The organism is Mesorhizobium sp. WSM3879, assembly GCF_002294915.1.
GTDB lineage: Bacteria > Pseudomonadota > Alphaproteobacteria > Rhizobiales > Rhizobiaceae > Mesorhizobium.
This window is the reverse complement of the sequence record NZ_NSFZ01000003.1, coordinates 61,993-78,857: the sequence shown is the minus strand read 5'-3', so window position 1 is coordinate 78,857 and position 16,865 is coordinate 61,993. Positions and strand designations below refer to the sequence as shown.

General features: G+C 63.6%; 20 protein-coding genes. 9 read left to right on the top strand and 11 right to left on the bottom strand.

Going from position 1 to position 16,865, the window contains the following annotated elements:
- Position 1: 1 nt before the first annotated feature.
- Genes hisF through hisB form a run of 7 tightly spaced genes read right to left on the bottom strand, consistent with a single transcriptional unit; the run spans position 2 to position 4,398 of the window.
- Entirely contained in the window at positions 2-796 is a 795-nt protein-coding gene (hisF, locus tag CK218_RS06935; protein ID WP_179294462.1) for an imidazole glycerol phosphate synthase subunit HisF, read from the bottom strand.
- On the bottom strand, positions 793-1,632 hold the full coding sequence (locus CK218_RS06930) for an arginase family protein (protein ID WP_067002904.1): 840 nt from the start codon (positions 1,630-1,632) through the stop codon (positions 793-795). Before CK218_RS06930 ends, hisF begins: the two co-directional genes overlap by 4 nt.
- On the bottom strand, positions 1,629-2,375 hold the full coding sequence (gene hisA, locus CK218_RS06925; RefSeq protein ID WP_095776890.1) for a 1-(5-phosphoribosyl)-5-[(5-phosphoribosylamino)methylideneamino]imidazole-4-carboxamide isomerase: 747 nt from the start codon (positions 2,373-2,375) through the stop codon (positions 1,629-1,631). The genes CK218_RS06930 and hisA overlap by 4 nt, the downstream gene beginning before the upstream one ends.
- A gap of 2 nt (positions 2,376-2,377) precedes the next feature.
- A complete protein-coding gene (locus CK218_RS06920; RefSeq protein ID WP_095827267.1) occupies positions 2,378-2,668 on the bottom strand; it encodes a DUF1330 domain-containing protein in 291 nt (96 codons plus the stop codon).
- Positions 2,669-3,319, bottom strand: coding sequence for an imidazole glycerol phosphate synthase subunit HisH (gene hisH / locus CK218_RS06915; RefSeq protein WP_095827266.1), 651 nt, complete (start codon positions 3,317-3,319; stop codon positions 2,669-2,671).
- Between the two features lies 1 nt (position 3,320).
- Positions 3,321-3,794 carry a DUF2628 domain-containing protein gene (locus tag CK218_RS06910; protein WP_095827265.1) on the bottom strand — a complete coding sequence of 158 codons (474 nt, stop codon included), beginning with the start codon at positions 3,792-3,794 and terminating at the stop codon, positions 3,321-3,323.
- A gap of 4 nt (positions 3,795-3,798) precedes the next feature.
- Positions 3,799-4,398: an imidazoleglycerol-phosphate dehydratase HisB gene (gene hisB / locus CK218_RS06905; RefSeq protein ID WP_095782136.1), complete on the bottom strand. Its 600-nt coding sequence runs from the start codon at positions 4,396-4,398 to the stop codon at positions 3,799-3,801.
- Between the two features lie 203 nt (positions 4,399-4,601).
- On the opposite strand from hisB, the gene hslV reads away from it, so the two are divergent.
- From hslV to CK218_RS06880, 5 genes are all read left to right on the top strand, one after another.
- A complete protein-coding gene (gene hslV / locus CK218_RS06900) occupies positions 4,602-5,153 on the top strand; it encodes an ATP-dependent protease subunit HslV (RefSeq protein WP_067002895.1) in 552 nt (183 codons plus the stop codon).
- Between the two features lie 49 nt (positions 5,154-5,202).
- Positions 5,203-5,727, top strand: coding sequence for a GNAT family N-acetyltransferase (locus CK218_RS06895; protein WP_095782370.1), 525 nt, complete (start codon positions 5,203-5,205; stop codon positions 5,725-5,727).
- A 5-nt stretch (positions 5,728-5,732) separates the two neighbouring features.
- The gene (locus tag CK218_RS06890; protein WP_095827264.1) at positions 5,733-6,332 is read left to right on the top strand and encodes a DUF2585 domain-containing protein; all 600 of its coding nucleotides are present in this window, start codon (positions 5,733-5,735) and stop codon (positions 6,330-6,332) included.
- A 5-nt stretch (positions 6,333-6,337) separates the two neighbouring features.
- Positions 6,338-7,648, top strand: a complete 1,311-nt coding sequence (gene hslU / locus CK218_RS06885; protein WP_067323891.1) for an ATP-dependent protease ATPase subunit HslU — start codon at positions 6,338-6,340, stop codon at positions 7,646-7,648.
- A 128-nt stretch (positions 7,649-7,776) separates the two neighbouring features.
- Positions 7,777-8,736 carry a DUF1402 family protein gene (locus CK218_RS06880; RefSeq protein ID WP_067323893.1) on the top strand — a complete coding sequence of 320 codons (960 nt, stop codon included), beginning with the start codon at positions 7,777-7,779 and terminating at the stop codon, positions 8,734-8,736.
- 18 nt (positions 8,737-8,754) lie between these two features.
- On the opposite strand, the gene CK218_RS06875 is transcribed toward CK218_RS06880, so the two are convergent.
- From CK218_RS06875 to CK218_RS06860, 4 genes are read right to left on the bottom strand one after another with little or no spacing between them, the layout of a single operon-like run.
- Positions 8,755-9,564, bottom strand: coding sequence for a 3-methyl-2-oxobutanoate hydroxymethyltransferase (locus CK218_RS06875; RefSeq protein ID WP_095827263.1), 810 nt, complete (start codon positions 9,562-9,564; stop codon positions 8,755-8,757).
- A 27-nt stretch (positions 9,565-9,591) separates the two neighbouring features.
- The gene (locus CK218_RS06870) at positions 9,592-10,809 is read right to left on the bottom strand and encodes an FAD-dependent oxidoreductase (protein WP_245434940.1); all 1,218 of its coding nucleotides are present in this window, start codon (positions 10,807-10,809) and stop codon (positions 9,592-9,594) included.
- A 15-nt stretch (positions 10,810-10,824) separates the two neighbouring features.
- Entirely contained in the window at positions 10,825-11,139 is a 315-nt protein-coding gene (locus CK218_RS06865) for a MocE family 2Fe-2S type ferredoxin (protein ID WP_067002880.1), read from the bottom strand.
- Positions 11,140-11,185: 46 nt separating this feature from the next.
- Positions 11,186-12,289, bottom strand: coding sequence for a fatty acid desaturase family protein (locus tag CK218_RS06860; RefSeq protein WP_095827542.1), 1,104 nt, complete (start codon positions 12,287-12,289; stop codon positions 11,186-11,188).
- A 176-nt stretch (positions 12,290-12,465) separates the two neighbouring features.
- On the opposite strand from CK218_RS06860, the gene CK218_RS06855 reads away from it, so the two are divergent.
- From CK218_RS06855 to CK218_RS06840, 4 genes are all read left to right on the top strand, one after another.
- A complete protein-coding gene (locus tag CK218_RS06855) occupies positions 12,466-13,497 on the top strand; it encodes a LacI family DNA-binding transcriptional regulator (protein WP_095799066.1) in 1,032 nt (343 codons plus the stop codon).
- Positions 13,498-13,865: 368 nt separating this feature from the next.
- A complete protein-coding gene (locus CK218_RS06850) occupies positions 13,866-14,807 on the top strand; it encodes a sugar ABC transporter substrate-binding protein (protein ID WP_067002877.1) in 942 nt (313 codons plus the stop codon).
- A gap of 181 nt (positions 14,808-14,988) precedes the next feature.
- A complete protein-coding gene (locus CK218_RS06845) occupies positions 14,989-16,065 on the top strand; it encodes an ABC transporter permease (RefSeq protein ID WP_067323903.1) in 1,077 nt (358 codons plus the stop codon).
- Positions 16,066-16,067: 2 nt separating this feature from the next.
- A complete protein-coding gene (locus tag CK218_RS06840) occupies positions 16,068-16,838 on the top strand; it encodes an ATP-binding cassette domain-containing protein (RefSeq protein WP_067003269.1) in 771 nt (256 codons plus the stop codon).
- Positions 16,839-16,865: the final 27 nt, after the last annotated feature.

The window sequence follows — 16,865 nt, the reverse complement described above, 5'->3', positions numbered from 1 at the left end:
TTTAAGTCCGATGAACGGTCGAGTCCAGCCGCATCGGCAGGCCGGCGCTCGCCATATGTGCCTTGGCCTCGGCGATGGTGTAGGTGCCGAAATGAAAGATCGAGGCGGCAAGCACGGCGCCGGCATGGCCATCGCGGATGCCTTCCACCATGTGATCAAGCGTGCCGACGCCGCCCGAAGCGATGACCGGCACACGCACGGCATCGGCGATCGCGCGGGTCAGCGCGATATCGTAGCCGGCCTTGGTGCCGTCGCGGTCCATCGAGGTCAGCAGGATCTCGCCGGCGCCGCGATCGACCATCTTCTTGGCGAACTCGACCGCGTCGATGCCGGTCTTCTCGCGCCCGCCATGCGTGAAGATCTCCCAGCGGTCGGCCTCGCCGGCAGCCGATACTTTCTTGGCGTCGATGGCGACGACGATGCACTGGTTGCCGAACTTGTCCGCGGCCTCCGCGACGAAATCCGGGTTCTTCACCGCCGCCGTATTGATCGATACTTTGTCGGCGCCGGCCAGAAGCAGCCTTCGGATGTCGGCCACCTGGCGCACGCCGCCGCCGACGGTCAGCGGCATGAAACATTGTTCGGCCGTGCGGGCGACCACGTCGAAGATCGTCTCGCGATTGTCGGACGATGCGGTGATGTCGAGGAAGCAGAGCTCGTCGGCGCCCGCCTCATCATAGGCCTTCGCCGCCTCGACCGGATCGCCGGCATCGACCAGGTCGACGAAATTGACGCCCTTGACCACGCGGCCGTTCTTGACGTCGAGACAGGGAATGACGCGGGCTTTCAGCATCAGCGCCCCTCCATGGTCGACAAAAGGTCGACCACCAGCTCGCCGACCTGCGGCGGCACCTCGCCCTTCGGGTCGAACGCCGGATCGTAGGCGGAAATAGTAAGTCCGGCGATGCTGAGCGGGCCGGCAAAGCCGCACATCGCGGTGCGGACCTGCTCCGGCGCCGGGCCGCCGAGCGTTGCGTAACGATTGGCCTGCAGCGTTTCCGGATCATGCACGTCGAGGTCGACATGCATGTGAATGCGCTCGGCACCCGTGGCCTTCAGCTTCGCCGCGGCCACTGCCCAGTCCGGACACTCGGTGCGGATGATCGGCAGCTTCTCCAAAAGCTCTTTCTCGGCGGTATCGAGGTCGCGTGCGTTGACCAGGACACAGCGGGCCGGCTCGATCGGCTTGAAGCCGGGAATCTGCGCCGCCATGCGCCGCCAACACAATCCAAGCGCCGTTGCCAGCGCCATGCCGTCGAGAAAGCCGGAGGTGGAGGTTTCCGGCGTGTTGAGGTCGCCATGCTGGTCGGCCCAGATGATGGCATCCGCGCCTTCGCCCGCAACCGCGCCCGCGCTGGTCAGGCAGTTGCCGGCCAGAACGATGGGGAAGCGGCCGTTGTCCAGCGCGATGCGGACCTCGCCCGAAACGACGTTGCAGACGGCAAATCCCGTGCCGATCTCGCGCTCCTGCTCGTCCTCGACGACCTTGCCGATGTCGCGCACCTCGACGTCGTGACCGGCAAGCTTCAGCGCCTCGGCCAGCCCGCCGGAGATCAGCGCATCGGGGCCTTGGCCACAGCGGCCGTGAAAGTGGCCGCTGTCATAGGACGCCAGGATGATCGAGATGTTCACGCTCGTGCCTCCGCGTTGTTGCCGCGCAGGATGGCGAGCGCCTCCGCCGGGTCGATGCGCCCGTCATAGAGCGCGCGACCGGAGATCGCACCCTCCAGGCGCTTCGCATCGGGCATGGTCATGCGCACGATGTCGGCGATGGAGGCCAATCCGCCGGAAGCGATCACCGGGATCGACACCGCCTCGGCAAGGTCGATGGTGGCATCCCAGTTGATGCCGGAGAGCACGCCGTCGCGGTCGATGTCGGTGTAAATGATGGCGGCCACGCCCGCGCCTTCGAACTTCCTCGCCAATTCGATGACGCCGAGTTCCGAGGCTTCGGCCCAGCCCTCGACCGCCACCTTGCCGCCCTTGGCGTCGATGCCGACCGCTACCTTGCCGGGAAAGGTCCTGCATGCCTCCTTCACCAGTTCGGGCTCCCGCACCGCCACGGTCCCGAGGATGACTCGCGCCAGCCCGCGGTCCAGCCAGTCCTCGATCTGCGCCAGCGTGCGGATGCCCCCGCCGAGCTGCACCGGGTTCTTCGTCGCCTTGAGGATGGCGCCGACCGCCGCGGAATTGACGCTCTGTCCCTTGAAGGCGCCGTTGAGGTCGACGACGTGCAGCCATTCGAAGCCTTGCTCTTCGAAGGCTCGTGCCTGGGCCGCCGGGTCATCGTTGTAGATGGTGGCGGTTGCCATGTCGCCGTGCTTCAGGCGCACGCATTTGCCGTCCTTGAGGTCTATTGCCGGAAACAGGATCACGATCAAGCGCCCTCGACGATGGCGAAGTGGCCGGTCGATGCCGCCAGCTGGAATTTCAAGGCTTCCTGGTACTCGGGCGACTGATAGCAGGCGAGCGCCCTGTCGTAAGAATCGAACTCCACCACGACATGGCGGTTTCCCGTTGCCCCCTCCGGGTCGGTATGGCGGCCGGCCCGAACAGCAAACTTCGCGCCAAATTTGGCGAAGGCCTTCGCGTTGGCCTCGATGTATTTCTTGTAGGTGTCCGGGTCGCGGACATCGATCATGGCGATCCAGTAGCCCTTCTTGCTCATTCAGGGCCTCCAATTCAGGAAATTGGTGATCAGCGCCAAGCCGAGCGCCTGGCTTTTCTCGGGATGGAACTGCGTGCCGGCAAAGTTGTCGCGGGCAACGGCCGCCGTCACCGGCCCGCCATAGTCGGCCGTCGCCAGCACCTCGGCCGGGTTCCTCGCCTCCAGGTGGTAGGAATGGACGAAATAGGCGTGCAGCCCTTTCGGACCGGTCTCGATGCCCGAAAACAGCGGATGCTTGCGCGCGAGCTCGATCGTGTTCCAGCCGATCTGCGGGATCTTTAGTGCCGGATCCTTCGGCGTGATTTCCTTGACGTCGCCGGCAATCCAGCCAAAACCCTCGGTGACGGTCTTTTCCAGCCCGCGTTCCGACATCAATTGCATGCCGACGCAGATGCCGAGGAACGGCCGCCCTTTGCGAAGCGCCGCCTCTTCCACCGCTTCCCACATGCCGGTGACGGCATGCAGGCCGGCAGCGCAGTCGGCATAGGCGCCGACGCCCGGCAGGACGATACGGTCGGCGCTGCGCACCCGCTCGGCGTCGGCCGTGAGATCGATGGTCGCTGCGATGCCCGCCTCATGCGCGGCGCGCTCGAAGGCCTTGGTGGCCGAGCGCAGATTGCCCGACCCATAGTCGATGATCGCTACCCGCATGTCAGGGCCTTCCCGGCGTATGGGTCAGCCCCAGCGCCATGCCCGTCTGCGCCGGCCGCGCCAGGTTGGTGTCGGGCACGATGTGCGGCATCGGCGCCTGTTCCTGCGTGCGCTCGCTGGCTTCGAGCGCGTGACTGACCTCGGCATCGCCGAGCCTGCCGGCCTCGACGACGCCCCATTCCCGCCAGCCGCGGCGGCGGAGCGCCGCGATCCGCAGGGCCTGGCCTTCGAAGCCGATATAGAGCGACACCAGCAGCGAGAGCGCCGATCCAGCCCATTCAAGCCTTAGTTTCTCGCCGAGCATGGACAACGCCGCCATGGCCGCGAAGGTGAGCAGGGCCTCGATCCAGAGGCGGTGCCAGGCGAGCCAGATCGGCGAGAACAGGAAGCCGAGCCAGGTGAAGCTGTCGCGCACCAAGGCGGCGTCCTTCTCGTTGCCCCCCGCAGGCGGCTCCATCACGACATAGATGGCCATAGGGTTATCCTTTCAGGGATCCCTTGGTGGACGGCACCGCATCGGGCTGGCGCGGGTCAGGCTCCAGCGCCACGCGCAGCGCCCTGGCCACGGCCTTGAAGCAGGTTTCCGCAATATGATGATTATTGGCGCCGTAGTGGTTGGTCACATGCAGCGTTATGCCGGCATTCTGCGCCAGCGCCTGGAAGAATTCGCGCACCAGCTCGGTGTCGAATGTGCCGATCTTCGGCGACGAGAAGGAAACGTTCCAGACCAGGAACGGCCTGCCGGAAACGTCGATCGCCGCCCGGGTCAGCGTCTCGTCCATGGCCAGGTCGATCGAGGCATAGCGCATAATGCCGCGCCGCTCCCCCAAAGCCTTGCTCAGCGCCTGGCCGATGGCAATGCCGGTATCCTCGACCGTGTGATGGTCGTCGATGTGAAGATCGCCTTTGGCCTCGATCGTCATGTCGATCAGCGAATGGCGCGACAGCTGATCGAGCATGTGGTCGAAGAAGCCGACACCCGTCGAAATGTCGGATTTACCCGTGCCGTCGACATGGACCGATACGGAAATCTCGGTTTCCTTGGTCTTGCGGCTGATTTCTGCGGAACGGGGCGGCATCAGTCTGTCCTGTTCAGAGGCGCGGGCTTGAAAACGAGAGCCTTCTATCAGCATGATCCGGCGATTGCCAGTTGCCATTCCGGACTGTATCGGCCTTGCCGCGGACGGTTTGCAATCACTCGCCCTATGCATACATATGGCCGATCAAAGTCACTCGTACCGCGCCAATCGCCTTTGAGGGATAGCGCGACTCGGAGCAGGAAATGTCGAATGAACTGACCATGCACGCCACGACCATCGTCACCGTGCGCAAGGGCAGCAAGGTTGTCATCGCCGGCGACGGCCAGGTCAGCCTTGGCCAGACCATCATGAAGGGCAATGCACGCAAGGTGCGCCGCATCGGCAAGGGCGGCAGTGTCATTGCCGGTTTTGCTGGCGCAACCGCCGACGCCTTCACTCTCCTCGAACGCCTCGAAGCCAAGCTCGAACAATATCCTGACCAACTGACCCGCGCCTGCGTCGAGCTCGCCAAGGACTGGCGCACCGACCGCTATCTGCGGCGCCTGGAAGCGATGATGCTGGTCGCCGACAAGTCGGTCTCGCTGGCGCTGACCGGCACCGGTGACGTGCTCGAGCCAGAACATGGCGTCATGGCCATCGGCTCCGGCGGCAACTACGCGCTCGCCGCCGCCCGCGCGCTGATGGACACCGACAAGGACGCCGAGGAGATCGCCCGCAGGGCGATGCAGATCGCCGCCGATATCTGCGTCTACACCAACAGCAGCTTCGTCGTCGAAACGCTCGATGCCGCCTAGGCGGCCGGCCATGATCCCGAAAAATGGGAATCGGCTTCTGGAACAGATCATGGTCGAACAGGAAGACAGCTACGATTTTCGGCCGGTCACCCAAAAGGATCTGCCGATGATCGCCCGCTGGCTTGCCGAGCCGCATATCGCCGAATGGTGGGGCGATCCGGAAAAGGAGATCGCCGAGATACGCGAGCATATCGGGTCGGTTTCGGTGGAGCCGCTGATCGTCGAATTGGGCGGCAGGCCGATCGCCTATCTGCAGAGCTACGATCCGCATCTCGAGGACGACCATCCTTACGCCGACCAGCCATTCGGCACGCTGGGTATCGATCTGTCGATCGGGCCGCCGGACCTGGTCGGCATCGGCCACGGCTCGGCCATCGTCCGCCAGTTCGTCGCGGAACTGTTCGAGGAAGGCGCGCCGCGCGTCGTCATCGATCCGCATCCCGGCAATGGCCGCGCCATCCGCGCCTATGAAAAGGCCGGCTTCAGGCCGATCGGCCGCAGGCATTCGGAATATGGGGACGTCGTGCTGATGGCCGTCGATGCGGCCGAAAGCGACCAACAAGAGGGGGACTGATCACAATGACCGCATCCGGGGGAGACAAGACGCTGTCGGCCTATGAAGACAGCTGGCGCATGGGGCTGTTGCTGGTGCTGGCTCTCGTCGTTTTCCAGGCCGGCATTCTCTACGGCATGGGCCATCCGCCGATCTGCACCTGCGGCTACGTCAAGCTCTGGCATGGTGTGGTGAACAGCTCGGAGAATTCCCAGCACATCGCCGACTGGTACACCTTCTCGCACATCATCCACGGCTTCCTGTTCTATGCGCTGGCCTGGGCTCTGTTCCCGCGCTCGCCCGTCGGGCTGAGGCTGGCTTTCGCCGTCCTCATCGAAGGCGGCTGGGAACTCCTGGAGAACAGCCCCTTCATCATCGACCGCTACCGCGCCGGCACTATCTCCCTCAACTATTACGGCGACAGCATCATCAATTCGGTGTCCGACACGCTGTTCATGGCGCTCGGATTTGTGACGGCGCGAAAGCTCCCTATATTGGTGATCGTGGCTCTGGCGCTCATTTTCGAATTCGGCACGGGCTACATCATCCGGGACAATCTGACACTCAACGTGATCATGCTGCTGCATCCGTTCGAGTCCATCAGGCAGTGGCAAAGTGGAATTTGAGTAATATGAGCACCTTTTCTCCCCGCGAAATCGTTTCGGAACTCGACCGCTTCATCATCGGCCAGAAAGACGCCAAGCGCGCCGTGGCGATCGCCTTGCGCAACCGCTGGCGCCGCCAGCAGCTGGAGGGCCAGATGCGTGAAGAGGTGATGCCCAAGAACATCCTGATGATCGGCCCGACCGGCGTCGGCAAGACCGAGATCTCGCGCCGGCTGGCGCGGCTGGCCGGCGCGCCTTTCGTCAAGGTCGAGGCCACCAAGTTCACCGAGGTCGGCTATGTCGGCCGCGACGTCGAGCAGATCGTGCGCGATCTCGTCGAGGTCGCCATCGGGCTGACGCGCGAGAAGATGCGCGAGGACGTCAAGGCGCGCGCTCACATCAATGCCGAAGAGCGCGTGCTCGAAGCTTTGGTCGGCAAGACCGCGAGCCCGGCCACGCGCGACAGCTTCCGCAAGCGGCTGCGCGACGGTGAGCTCGACGACAAGGAGATCGAGATCGAGGTGGCGGACACCGGCACCGGCGGTATGCCGGGCTTCGAGATCCCCGGCATGCCGGGCGCCAATATCGGCGTGCTCAACATCAACGACATGCTGTCGAAGGCGATGGGCGGCAGGAAGACCAAGACCCGCAAGACGACGGTGAAGGAATCCTACGCGCTACTGATCAATGACGAGTCCGACAAGCTGCTCGACCAGGACGAGGTGGTTCGCCAGGCGCTGGAATCGACGGAGAATGACGGCATCGTGTTCCTCGACGAGATCGACAAGATCGCGGCCAGGAGCGACATTTCGGGCGGTCCCTCACGTGAAGGCGTTCAGCGCGATCTGCTGCCGCTGGTTGAAGGCACCACCGTTGCGACGAAGTACGGGCCGATCAAGACGGACCATATTCTTTTCATCGCCTCGGGCGCGTTCCACGTCTCCAAGCCTTCGGACCTGCTTCCGGAGCTGCAGGGCCGCTTGCCGATCCGGGTCGAGTTGCGTGCCCTGGAGAAGCAGGATTTCGTCCGCATCCTCACCGAAACGGAGGCCAGCCTCATCAAGCAGTATATTGCGCTGATGAAGACCGAAGGCGTCGAGTTGGCCTTCACCGACGACGCCATCGATTCGCTCGCCGGCATTGCCGTCGACCTCAACGCCAATGTCGAGAATATCGGCGCCAGACGCCTGCAGACGGTGATGGAGCGGGTGCTGGACGAGATTTCCTACGACGCGCCGGACCGCCACGGCACGGCGGTCACCATCGATGCCGACTACGTGCAGAAGCATGTCGGCGATCTCTCGCGCAACACCGACCTGTCACGGTTCATCCTCTAACGGGCGAGCCCGGCGATGTGTGGCCAGATGGTACCATCTGGCCACCTTTCGTCCCGTCGGAAGCTTGCCTCGTCTCGACTCTCCCACGCGCTTTACCTAGTTTGCCGCCGACTTGAAGGCGGCGGTGGATGAAGAAACGCATACTTCTTTTTGTTGGGCTGGCATTGGCCGCGGCGATGGCAACGGCAAACGCGGCGACCATGGTGCCGCCGGGCAATCGCAACAGCGTGCAGCCGGATATTCCGGGCGCTTCCAGCCGGCGCACTCAGGCCACCAACACCAGCTTCCAGGCCAAGTATCGCAAGGTCTACGCGCTCTTGCAGAACGATGCCGAGCTGCGCGCCAAGATCCGGAAAGTGGCAGCCGCCTACGACATCGATCCGATGCACATCGTCGGCGCTATCGTCGGCGAGCACACCTACAATGTCGACGCCTATGATCGGCTGCAGACCTATTACGTCAAGGCAATGTCATACCTGTCGAGCAAGCTCACCTTTGCTTATGAAGGGGAGGACGTCAGCGATTTCGTTGAGCGGCCGCAATTCCAGAAATGCGCCGGCATAACCGACAGCTACGATCTTTGGGAATGCCGCGAGCAGGTGTGGAACCATTCCTTCCGTGGCAAGACCGTCGGCGGGACCAGCTTCCCCAACGACCGCTTCGGAGCCACTTTCTTCCAGCCCTACTATGCCGGCCAGACTTTCGGACTCGGCCAGCTCAACCCGCTGACGGCGCTGCAGATGAGCGATCTCGTGCACAAGGTCTCCGGCCTGCCCGAGCTCGACGTCAATGATCCGAACACGGTCTACAAGACCATCATGGATCCCGACCTCACGCTGCCTTACGTCGCTGCGACCATCAGGAAGTCGATCGACGCCTACAATAGCATCGCCGGCTTCGACATCTCGCACAATCCGGGCCTGACCGCCACGCTCTACAATGTCGGCAACCCCGAGCAGCGCGCCTATGCGTTGGAGGAGGAGAACGAGAAGCGTCGCGCTGCCGGGGAACCGGAAAAGCTGCCCGAGGAGAATTATTACGGCTGGCTGGTCAACGACAAGCTGGACGAGCTGAAGACGCTGTTCTAGCCGGCTGACCCGGGTGGCTCAGTAGCCTTCCGAGGCGAGAAACGCCTCGAACTTGCGCATTTCGTCGGCATCCGCCTCGACCATGTGCCGCGGCTCTGGATAGGCGCCCGACTGGATATCGTCGGCATATTCGCGGAAGGCCGCGACGCGCTCGGTCTGCAGGCGGTTGAATTCCGCCGCGAAGTCGCGGTACCGCTTGGCATGGCGCGGATAATGGCCGCGATTGCTGCCGAGCACGTCTTCCGCGAACAGATATTGCGCATCGCAGCCGGCGCCGGCGCCCATCGAGATCATGATCAGCGATGTACGCCGCGAGATCGCGCTTGCAACCGGGGCCGGCACAACTTCGATCTCGGCGGCGAAGGCGCCGGCGGCTTCAAGGTCCTTGACCTGCTTCCAGACGAAGGCGGCACTTTCGGCCGTCTTGCCGACCGCCCTGAAGCCGCCCGTCCAGGTGGCATGCGCCGGGATCAGCCCGACATGGCCGCAGACCGGAATATGCTCGTCGCGCAGCCGGCGGATGGTCTGCAGGCTGGCCGAGCAATACATGGCGTCGGCGCTGGCCGCGCGCAGCTTCACCGCCATGCGCAGGATCTCGTCGGTGGTTGCGCCCATCTTGATGCGTTCGTCGCCGGGAATGGCGAAGCAGGTGGGCGCGGCGTCGCGAAAACGCGGATCGAAGATAAGGTCATAGGGAACCGAGATGATGTCGAGGCCGGCACGCTCGGCGGCCTCGGCCTCCTCCAGCGAGAAAACACGCAGCTTCGAAAGCTGCCGCTTGCCCTTGAGCGATTGCAAATCGGCGACGGTCGGTCTGTTGCGTGCCATGTCCGTAAACCCCTCGGTTATTCGGGTCTATGCCGCCAGCAGCGACTTCAGCTTGACCGATTGCGAGCCGAGCGCCTCAGGCGCGGGCGTCGCCCGCTTGGCGATCAGCATCTCGGCCAGCCGAATGTCGCGCGCCACCGCATTGCCGGGCCCGATGCCGCTGGCGGCGACCAGCCTGCCGTCCTCGGCCAGGTGGAACAGAATGAAGGCGCCGTCGTCGAGGTCGCGCCGTACGGTCGAGCGGCCTTCGTCCGAAAGCCCGGCGATCTGCAGCGTGAGCCCATATTGATCCGACCAGAACCACGGCACCGCGGCATGCGCCTCGTTGGCGCCCAGCATGTTCTTCGCGGCGAGCGCGCCCTGCTCCTGCGCGTTGCGCCAGGCTTCCAGCCGCACGCGCCGACCGCCATAGACGGCGAGCGGGAACGAGCAGCAGTCGCCGGCGGCAAAAACATCCGGATCCGCGGTGCAAAGGTTCTCATCGACGGCGATACCGTTGTCGATCGCAAGTCCTGCTTCGGCGGCGAGCGCCGTCACCGGCACCGCGCCGATGCCGATCACGGCAAGATCGGCGACGATGTCCTGCCTGTCGGCAAGCGTGATGCGAACTTGCGTGCCGTCATCGACAATCGCCGTGATGCCTTGGCCGGTAAGCACCTTCACGCCTTGGGCCTCATGCGCCTTATGAATGTTTTCCGCGACCTCGGCCGGCACGCCGCGCATCAGGATGCGCGGCTGCGCCTCGAGCACCGTGACCGTTGCGCCTAGCTTGCGCGCCGAAGCGGCAAGCTCGAGGCCGATGAAACCGCCGCCGATGATGGCGACGCGGTTCTCCGGCTTGAGATGGGCGCGGATGGCGAGCGCGTCGTTGAAGGTCCTGAGATAAACGCAGCGGCCGCCCAGACCAGGCATCGGCAGCATGCGCGGCACGGACCCGGTCGCCAGCAGCAGCTTGTCATAGGCAAACGAAGAGCCGTCGGAGAGGCGCACGAGATGCGCGGCGCGGTCGATCGCGACGGCCCGAACGGAATGGATGTGGCGGATCGAGCGTTCGGCCAGAAGCTCGTCGCTGGCGATCGCCTTGATGAGGGGCGCCTCGCTGGTCATCGTCTCCTTTGACAGCGGCGGCCGTTCATAGGGCAGATGCGGCTCGTCGCCGACCAGCGTCACCGGCCCTTCATGACCAAGGTCGCGCAGGGTAAGCGCGGCACGACCGCCGCACTCGCCGGCGCCGATGATGACCATTCCTCCCGCCATGCTTCACCCAAGCTGAATGAGGACTTTGCCGGCGTCGACCTTGACCGGATAGGTCTTGAGATTGACGCAGACCGGCGCCCCGCGCGCGTCGCCGGTCTTGTAGTTGAAGCGGCCATTGTGTTTTGGACACTCGATGATGTCGTCCATCACCAGCCCGTCGGCCAGATGCACCTTCTCATGCGAGCACAGGCCGTCGGTCGCGTAATACTCGTCCTCCGGGCTGCGATAGATGGCGTAGGTGCGGCCGGCGTGATCGAACCGCATTACGTCCTCCTCGTCGATGTCTCCGGCCGCGCAGGCCTCGACCCAGTCGCTCATGTCGTCCTCCGGCGAAATTCTTCGTAGTCGGTTGTGTCGGATCCGGTCACTCGGCCGCGGCCGCTACCGGATTGTTGTGCAGCTCTTCCCGGTAGGGCTTTGCCGTCGGCGGCAGCTCGCGCTTGAGGAAGTAGTCCTCGTTGCGCAGCTGGCGCAGGAAGGCGGGGATCATCTCGCGGTAGCCGGCCAGGATCGACGGCGTCGGCGCCGGCAAATCGTGCTTGATCAGCTCATGCAGCTTGGGCAGCGCGTGGTAGGGCACCATCGGGAACATGTGGTGCTCCACATGGTAGTTCATGTTCCAGTAGATGAACCGGCTGATCGGGTTCATGTAGACGGTGCGGCTGTTCAGCCGATGGTCGATGACATTGTCGGCCAGCCCGCCATGCTGCAGCAGCCCGGTCATGACGTGGTGCCAGGCGCCGTAGAGGCGGGGCAGGCCGACGAGCATCAGCGGCAGCCATGAATGCAGATAGAGCGCCAGCGCGATGGTCGCGACATAGATGGCGAGCCAAATACGGGCGATGCGGATGGCCTTGGGCTGCTCCTGTTCCGGGATGAAGGTCTGTTCTGCGGCGCTGATGACGCCGGCGGCATTGCGCACCATGTCGGTCATCGCATGCCAAGCATCGAGCACGCCGAAAAAATTCAGCACAACGCGCAAAAGGTCCGGCGGTCGCATGACGGCGATCTCCGGGTCGCGGCCGACGATGATGGTGTCGGTGTGGTGGCGTGTATGGCTCCAGCGCCAGGTCACCGGATTGCGCATGATCATAAAGCAGGCGAGCTGGTAGACCGCATCGTTCATCCATTGGGTGCGGAAGGCCGTGCCGTGGCCGCATTCGTGCCAGCGGGAGTCGGTCGAGGAACCGTAGAGCGTGCCATAGACCAAGAAGAACGGTACGCACCACCAGCTGCCCCAGAACCAAGCGCCGCCCGCGCCACTGAGGATCAGCGCACCGAGCCAGATGATGGTGTCGCGGATAGCGGGCTGGTCGGAGCGCTGCATCAGCTCCTTCATCTGCTTGCGCGGGATGTCGGTGTGGTACCACTGGGCCGCCGAAAGACCGTTCTCGACCGCGCGCTTGGCGTCGCGGCCGGTCAGGCTGTAGTCGCGTCCGGACGGCGCCGGAGACGTGATTGCCGTCATTGCGGGGTCCTCCATCAGCACCTGGCGAATGGCCCTCGGCAATGCCGCGCCTCGCCCATGGCTGGCTTCGACTTCACCATAGCGCCAAGTCATGATAGCCTCAATGTCACAAAGATAGATTCTATCATTTTCTATCAGATTGGGCTAATCTGAGTCGGGCAAGCGATGGAGCACTCATGGCAAAGCGGCCGACAATCACCGATCTCGCGCGCGTTTCAGGCTTCAGCGTCGCCACGGTCGACCGGGTGTTGAACAATCGCCTGCCGGTGCGCGAGGAGACGGCGCGTCGCGTCTACGAGGCGGCGACCGACATCGGCTATCACGCCGCTGGCCTGATCAGGCAGCGCATGCGCCAGGAGTTGCCCGAATATCGTCTCGGCTTCCTGCTGCTGCGCGGCAATGACGTTTTCTACGGCGATTTCGCGCGCGAGCTGGAGCTTGCGGTCTCGCAATCGCAACGTTTCCGGGGCACTGCGACGATCGACTTCGCCGCTTCGCTGGCGCCCGATGAGATCGCCGCCCAGATGCGCAAGCTGGCGGCGAAATCCAGGGCCATCGCCGTGGTCGGTCCGGACCATCCCACCCTGACGGCGGTGGTCGAGGCGCTGAAGGCGCGAGGGCAGCCGGTCTTTTCGCTGCTCTCCGACTTCGCCGCCGGCATCCGTGAAGGCTATGTCGGGCTCGACAACCGCAAGGTCGGACGCACCGCGGCCTGGATGATCGCAAAGGCCGCCAGCAAGCCAGGCAAGGTCGCGCTTTTCGTCGGCAGCCACCGTTTTCATGGTCACGAGCTGCGCGAGATCGGCTTCCGTTCCTATTTTCGCGAGCATGCGCCGGATTTCACTGTGATGGAGACGCTGGTCAACCTGGAGGCCAACCAGGTGACGCATGATGCGATGCTCGAGCTTCTGGCTCGGCATCCCGACCTTGCCGGCTGCTACGTCGCTGGCGGCGGCATGGAGGGCGCGGTCGCGGCGTTGAGGGCGGCGAAGCCGGCGCATATGCCGGTGGTCGTCTGCAACGAGATCAATGCGGAGTCGCGCGCGGCACTTGCCGACAACATCCTGACCATGGTGATCTCGACCCCGCTGGCGGCGCTCTGCCGCGAGCTTGTCGGGCTGATGGCGCATGCCATCGAGACCGGCGCCGCCAATGCGCCCGGCCAGACTTTTCTCCCCTTCGACATCTATCTGCCGGAAAACATCTAAGCCGCCTCCCGTCGGAATGATGTGATCCATCAGGCTGATGGAATTCTTTCGCGCCGTGAAATCGCCCGGAAGTCCGCCGCAGAACGTTTGCATGCCCGGCCGCGAGGGCGCTGCACGCTTGCCTCCATCGAAAAACCGGCACGTCCATTTCGAATCTCCCTTGACGGCTGCAAGCGAAATGGAATAAATATTTCACCAACTGGGTATTTTGGTTCTTTCGTTCCGGAACATCTGTTTCAAACAGAGGACCAGGCGTTCCATTATGCGAGGAAAACGCCGCCGGAAGGGCCATGGGAGAGATTCCCCGGTAACATCGGGGATTCCGGTTCAATCGGTGCAGCCGGACACCAAGTGGAGGAGAAACTAAAATGAAGAAACTGCTTTTGGGCGTCGCGCTTTCGGCGCTGATGTGTTCGTCCGCCTTCGCCGCCAAGATCGGCGTCTCGATGGCTCTTTTCGACGACAATTTCCTGACCGTGCTGCGCAACGGCATGATCGCCCAGGCCAAGGGCATGGACGGCGTCGAACTGCAGGTCGAGGACGCGCAGAACGACGTGGCCAAGCAGCTCGACCAGATCAAGAACTTCGCCGCTTCCGGCGTCGACGCGATCATCGTCAACCCGGTCGACACTTCGGCCACCCAGGCGATGTCGGATGCGGCGGCCGCGGCCAAGATCCCGCTGGTCTATGTCAACCGCGAGCCGGTCAATGTCGACAAGCTGCCCGACAACCAGGCTTTCGTCGCGTCCAATGAGGCCGAGTCCGGCACGCTCGAGACCAAGGAAATCTGCCGGCTGTTCAAGGAAGCCGGCAAGAAGGAAGCCAATGTCTATGTGATCATGGGCGAGCTTTCCAATCAGGCGGCGGTGCAGCGCACCAAGGATATCGATGAAGTGATTGCCACGCCGGACTGCAACTTCATCAAGATCATCGACAAGCAGACCTCGAACTGGAAGCGTGACGAAGCGCAGAACCTGATGACCAACTGGCTGTCGTCCGGCAAGCCGTTCGACGGCGTCATCGCCAACAATGACGAAAGCGCCATCGGCGCCATCCAGGCGATGAAGGCCGCCAATATCGACATGAAGTCGGTCGTGGTCGGCGGCGTCGACGCAACCCAGGACGCGCTGGCCGCGATGCAGGCGGGCGATCTCGACGTCACGGTCTTCCAGGATGCGGCTGGCCAAGGCGCGGGCGCGCTCGATGCGGCGCTGAAGCTCTCCAAGGGCGAGAAGGTGGAGCGCAAGGTCTACATCCCCTTCCAGCTCGTGACGCCGGCGAACATCGACAAGTTCCTGAAGAAGAACTGAGGTCGCGCCAACGCAATTCCAGGGAAGTTTTCCATACGGACTTGCGTGAGGACAAACCCTGGAGCGGCGCTCCGACGCATCGAGCTGGCTGAAATCGGCTGCAGACAGAGCAGCGTCGCTCCCTTCCTTCTCCCGCCCGACCGGGCGGGAGAGCGGGCGCGGTCATTCGGAGGAAGAAGACGTGTCACAGACATCGCATGGCATTGGCGGGCTGAGCTATGACGCCAAGAAGCGCCCCTGGCCTGCCGAGTTCAACGTGTTTCTGGCGCTGGTCATCCTGGTCGGCGCATTCGAGCTGATCGGCCGCGTCTTCCTCGGCGACAGCTTCCTCTTCAACACCCGCGATAACGTCGATGCTATCTTCAACGAGCAGCGGCTGCAGATCATCATCCTGCAGGTGTCGATCGTCGGCATCATCGCCATCGGCGTCACGCAGGTCATCATCTGCGGCGGCATCGACCTGTCCTCGGGCTCGATCGTAGGCGCCACCGCCATGATCGCCATGAGTTTCGCGCAGGTTGCGACCGTCAACGGCAATCCCAACCCGAAGGCGATGTTCATTGACTACGGATGGACCGACCTGCCGGTCATCGTGCCGCTTCTGGTCGCGATCGGCTGCGGGCTGATTGCCGGCCTGATCAACGGCGCCCTGATCGCCTACACCCGCATTCCGCCGTTCATCGCCACGCTCGGCATGATGGTCACGGCGCGCGGCATCGCCAAATGGTGGTCGAAGGGCCAACCGATCTCGTTCCCGACCGACAGCTTCGCGGCCATCGGCAAGGGGCTGATGCCGGTCATCATCTTCATTTCACTGGCGATCCTGTTCCAGCTCGTCCTGAGCTACACCCGATACGGCAAGCATTGTTACGCCATTGGCTCCAACGAGGACGCCGCGCGCATGTCCGGCATCAAGATCGCCAACCACAAGGTGCTGGTCTATGTGATTGCCGGCATCCTCGCCTCGATCGCCGCGGTGGTGCTTTCCTCCAAGAACCTCACCGCCCAGGCCGGCATGGGCGTGATGTACGAGCTCGACGCCATCGCCATGGCGGTCATCGGCGGCGTCTCGCTCTCGGGCGGCCGCGGGTCTATCATAGGCACGGTGATCGGCTCGCTGATCTTCGGCGTTATCATTTCCGGCTTCACCTTCCTGCGCCTCGACGCCTACTACCAGGAGATGGTCAAGGGCGTGATCATTGTCGGCGCAGTCGTTCTCGATCAATGGCGCCAGCGCCGCCGGGCGATAGGAGCTTGACCATGTCCGATATCGTTCTGAAGACCGAAAACCTCACCAAGCATTATGGCGGCGTTCACGCGCTGCAGGAGGCGAATTTCGAGCTGCGCAAGGGCGAGCATGTCGCCATCATGGGCGACAACGGCGCCGGCAAGTCGACCTTCGTGCGCCAGATCACCGGCGTCGAGCAGCGCACCGACGGCAAGATCTGGTTCGACGGCAAGGAAGTGAACTTCGCCGGCCCGATCGAGGCGCGCGAGGCCGGCATCGAGACCGTGTTCCAGAACCTGGCTCTGGCCGACGACCTCGACGTGCCGTCAAACCTCTTCCTCGGCCGGGAGAAGGTGCTTTTCAACCTCGGCCCCTTCTCGATTCTCGACCGCAAGGCGATGCGCAGGGCGACGGAGGCGGCGCTGATCCGCACCGCGGTGAAGATCCCGAACCTTTCCAGCACCATCCGCCACATGTCGGGCGGCCAGCGCCAATGCGTGGCGATCGCCAGGACCGCAACCTTCGCCTCCAAGCTGATCATCATGGACGAGCCGACCGCAGCGCTCGGCGTGCAGGAAACGGCGCAGGTCGAAAACATCATCCGCACGCTGAAGGAGAACGGCGAGCCGCTGATCCTGATCAGCCACAACATGCGCCAGGTCTTCGACCTGGTCGACCGCATCGTCGTCTTCCGGCGCGGCCGCATCGTCGCCAATTTGCGCAAGCAGGACACCGACGGCAACGACATCGTCGCTTACATCACCGGCGCCAAGACCGGGCAGGCGGAGCTTCAGGCCGCCTGACCAGGCGCCACGACGGGACCAGACCAA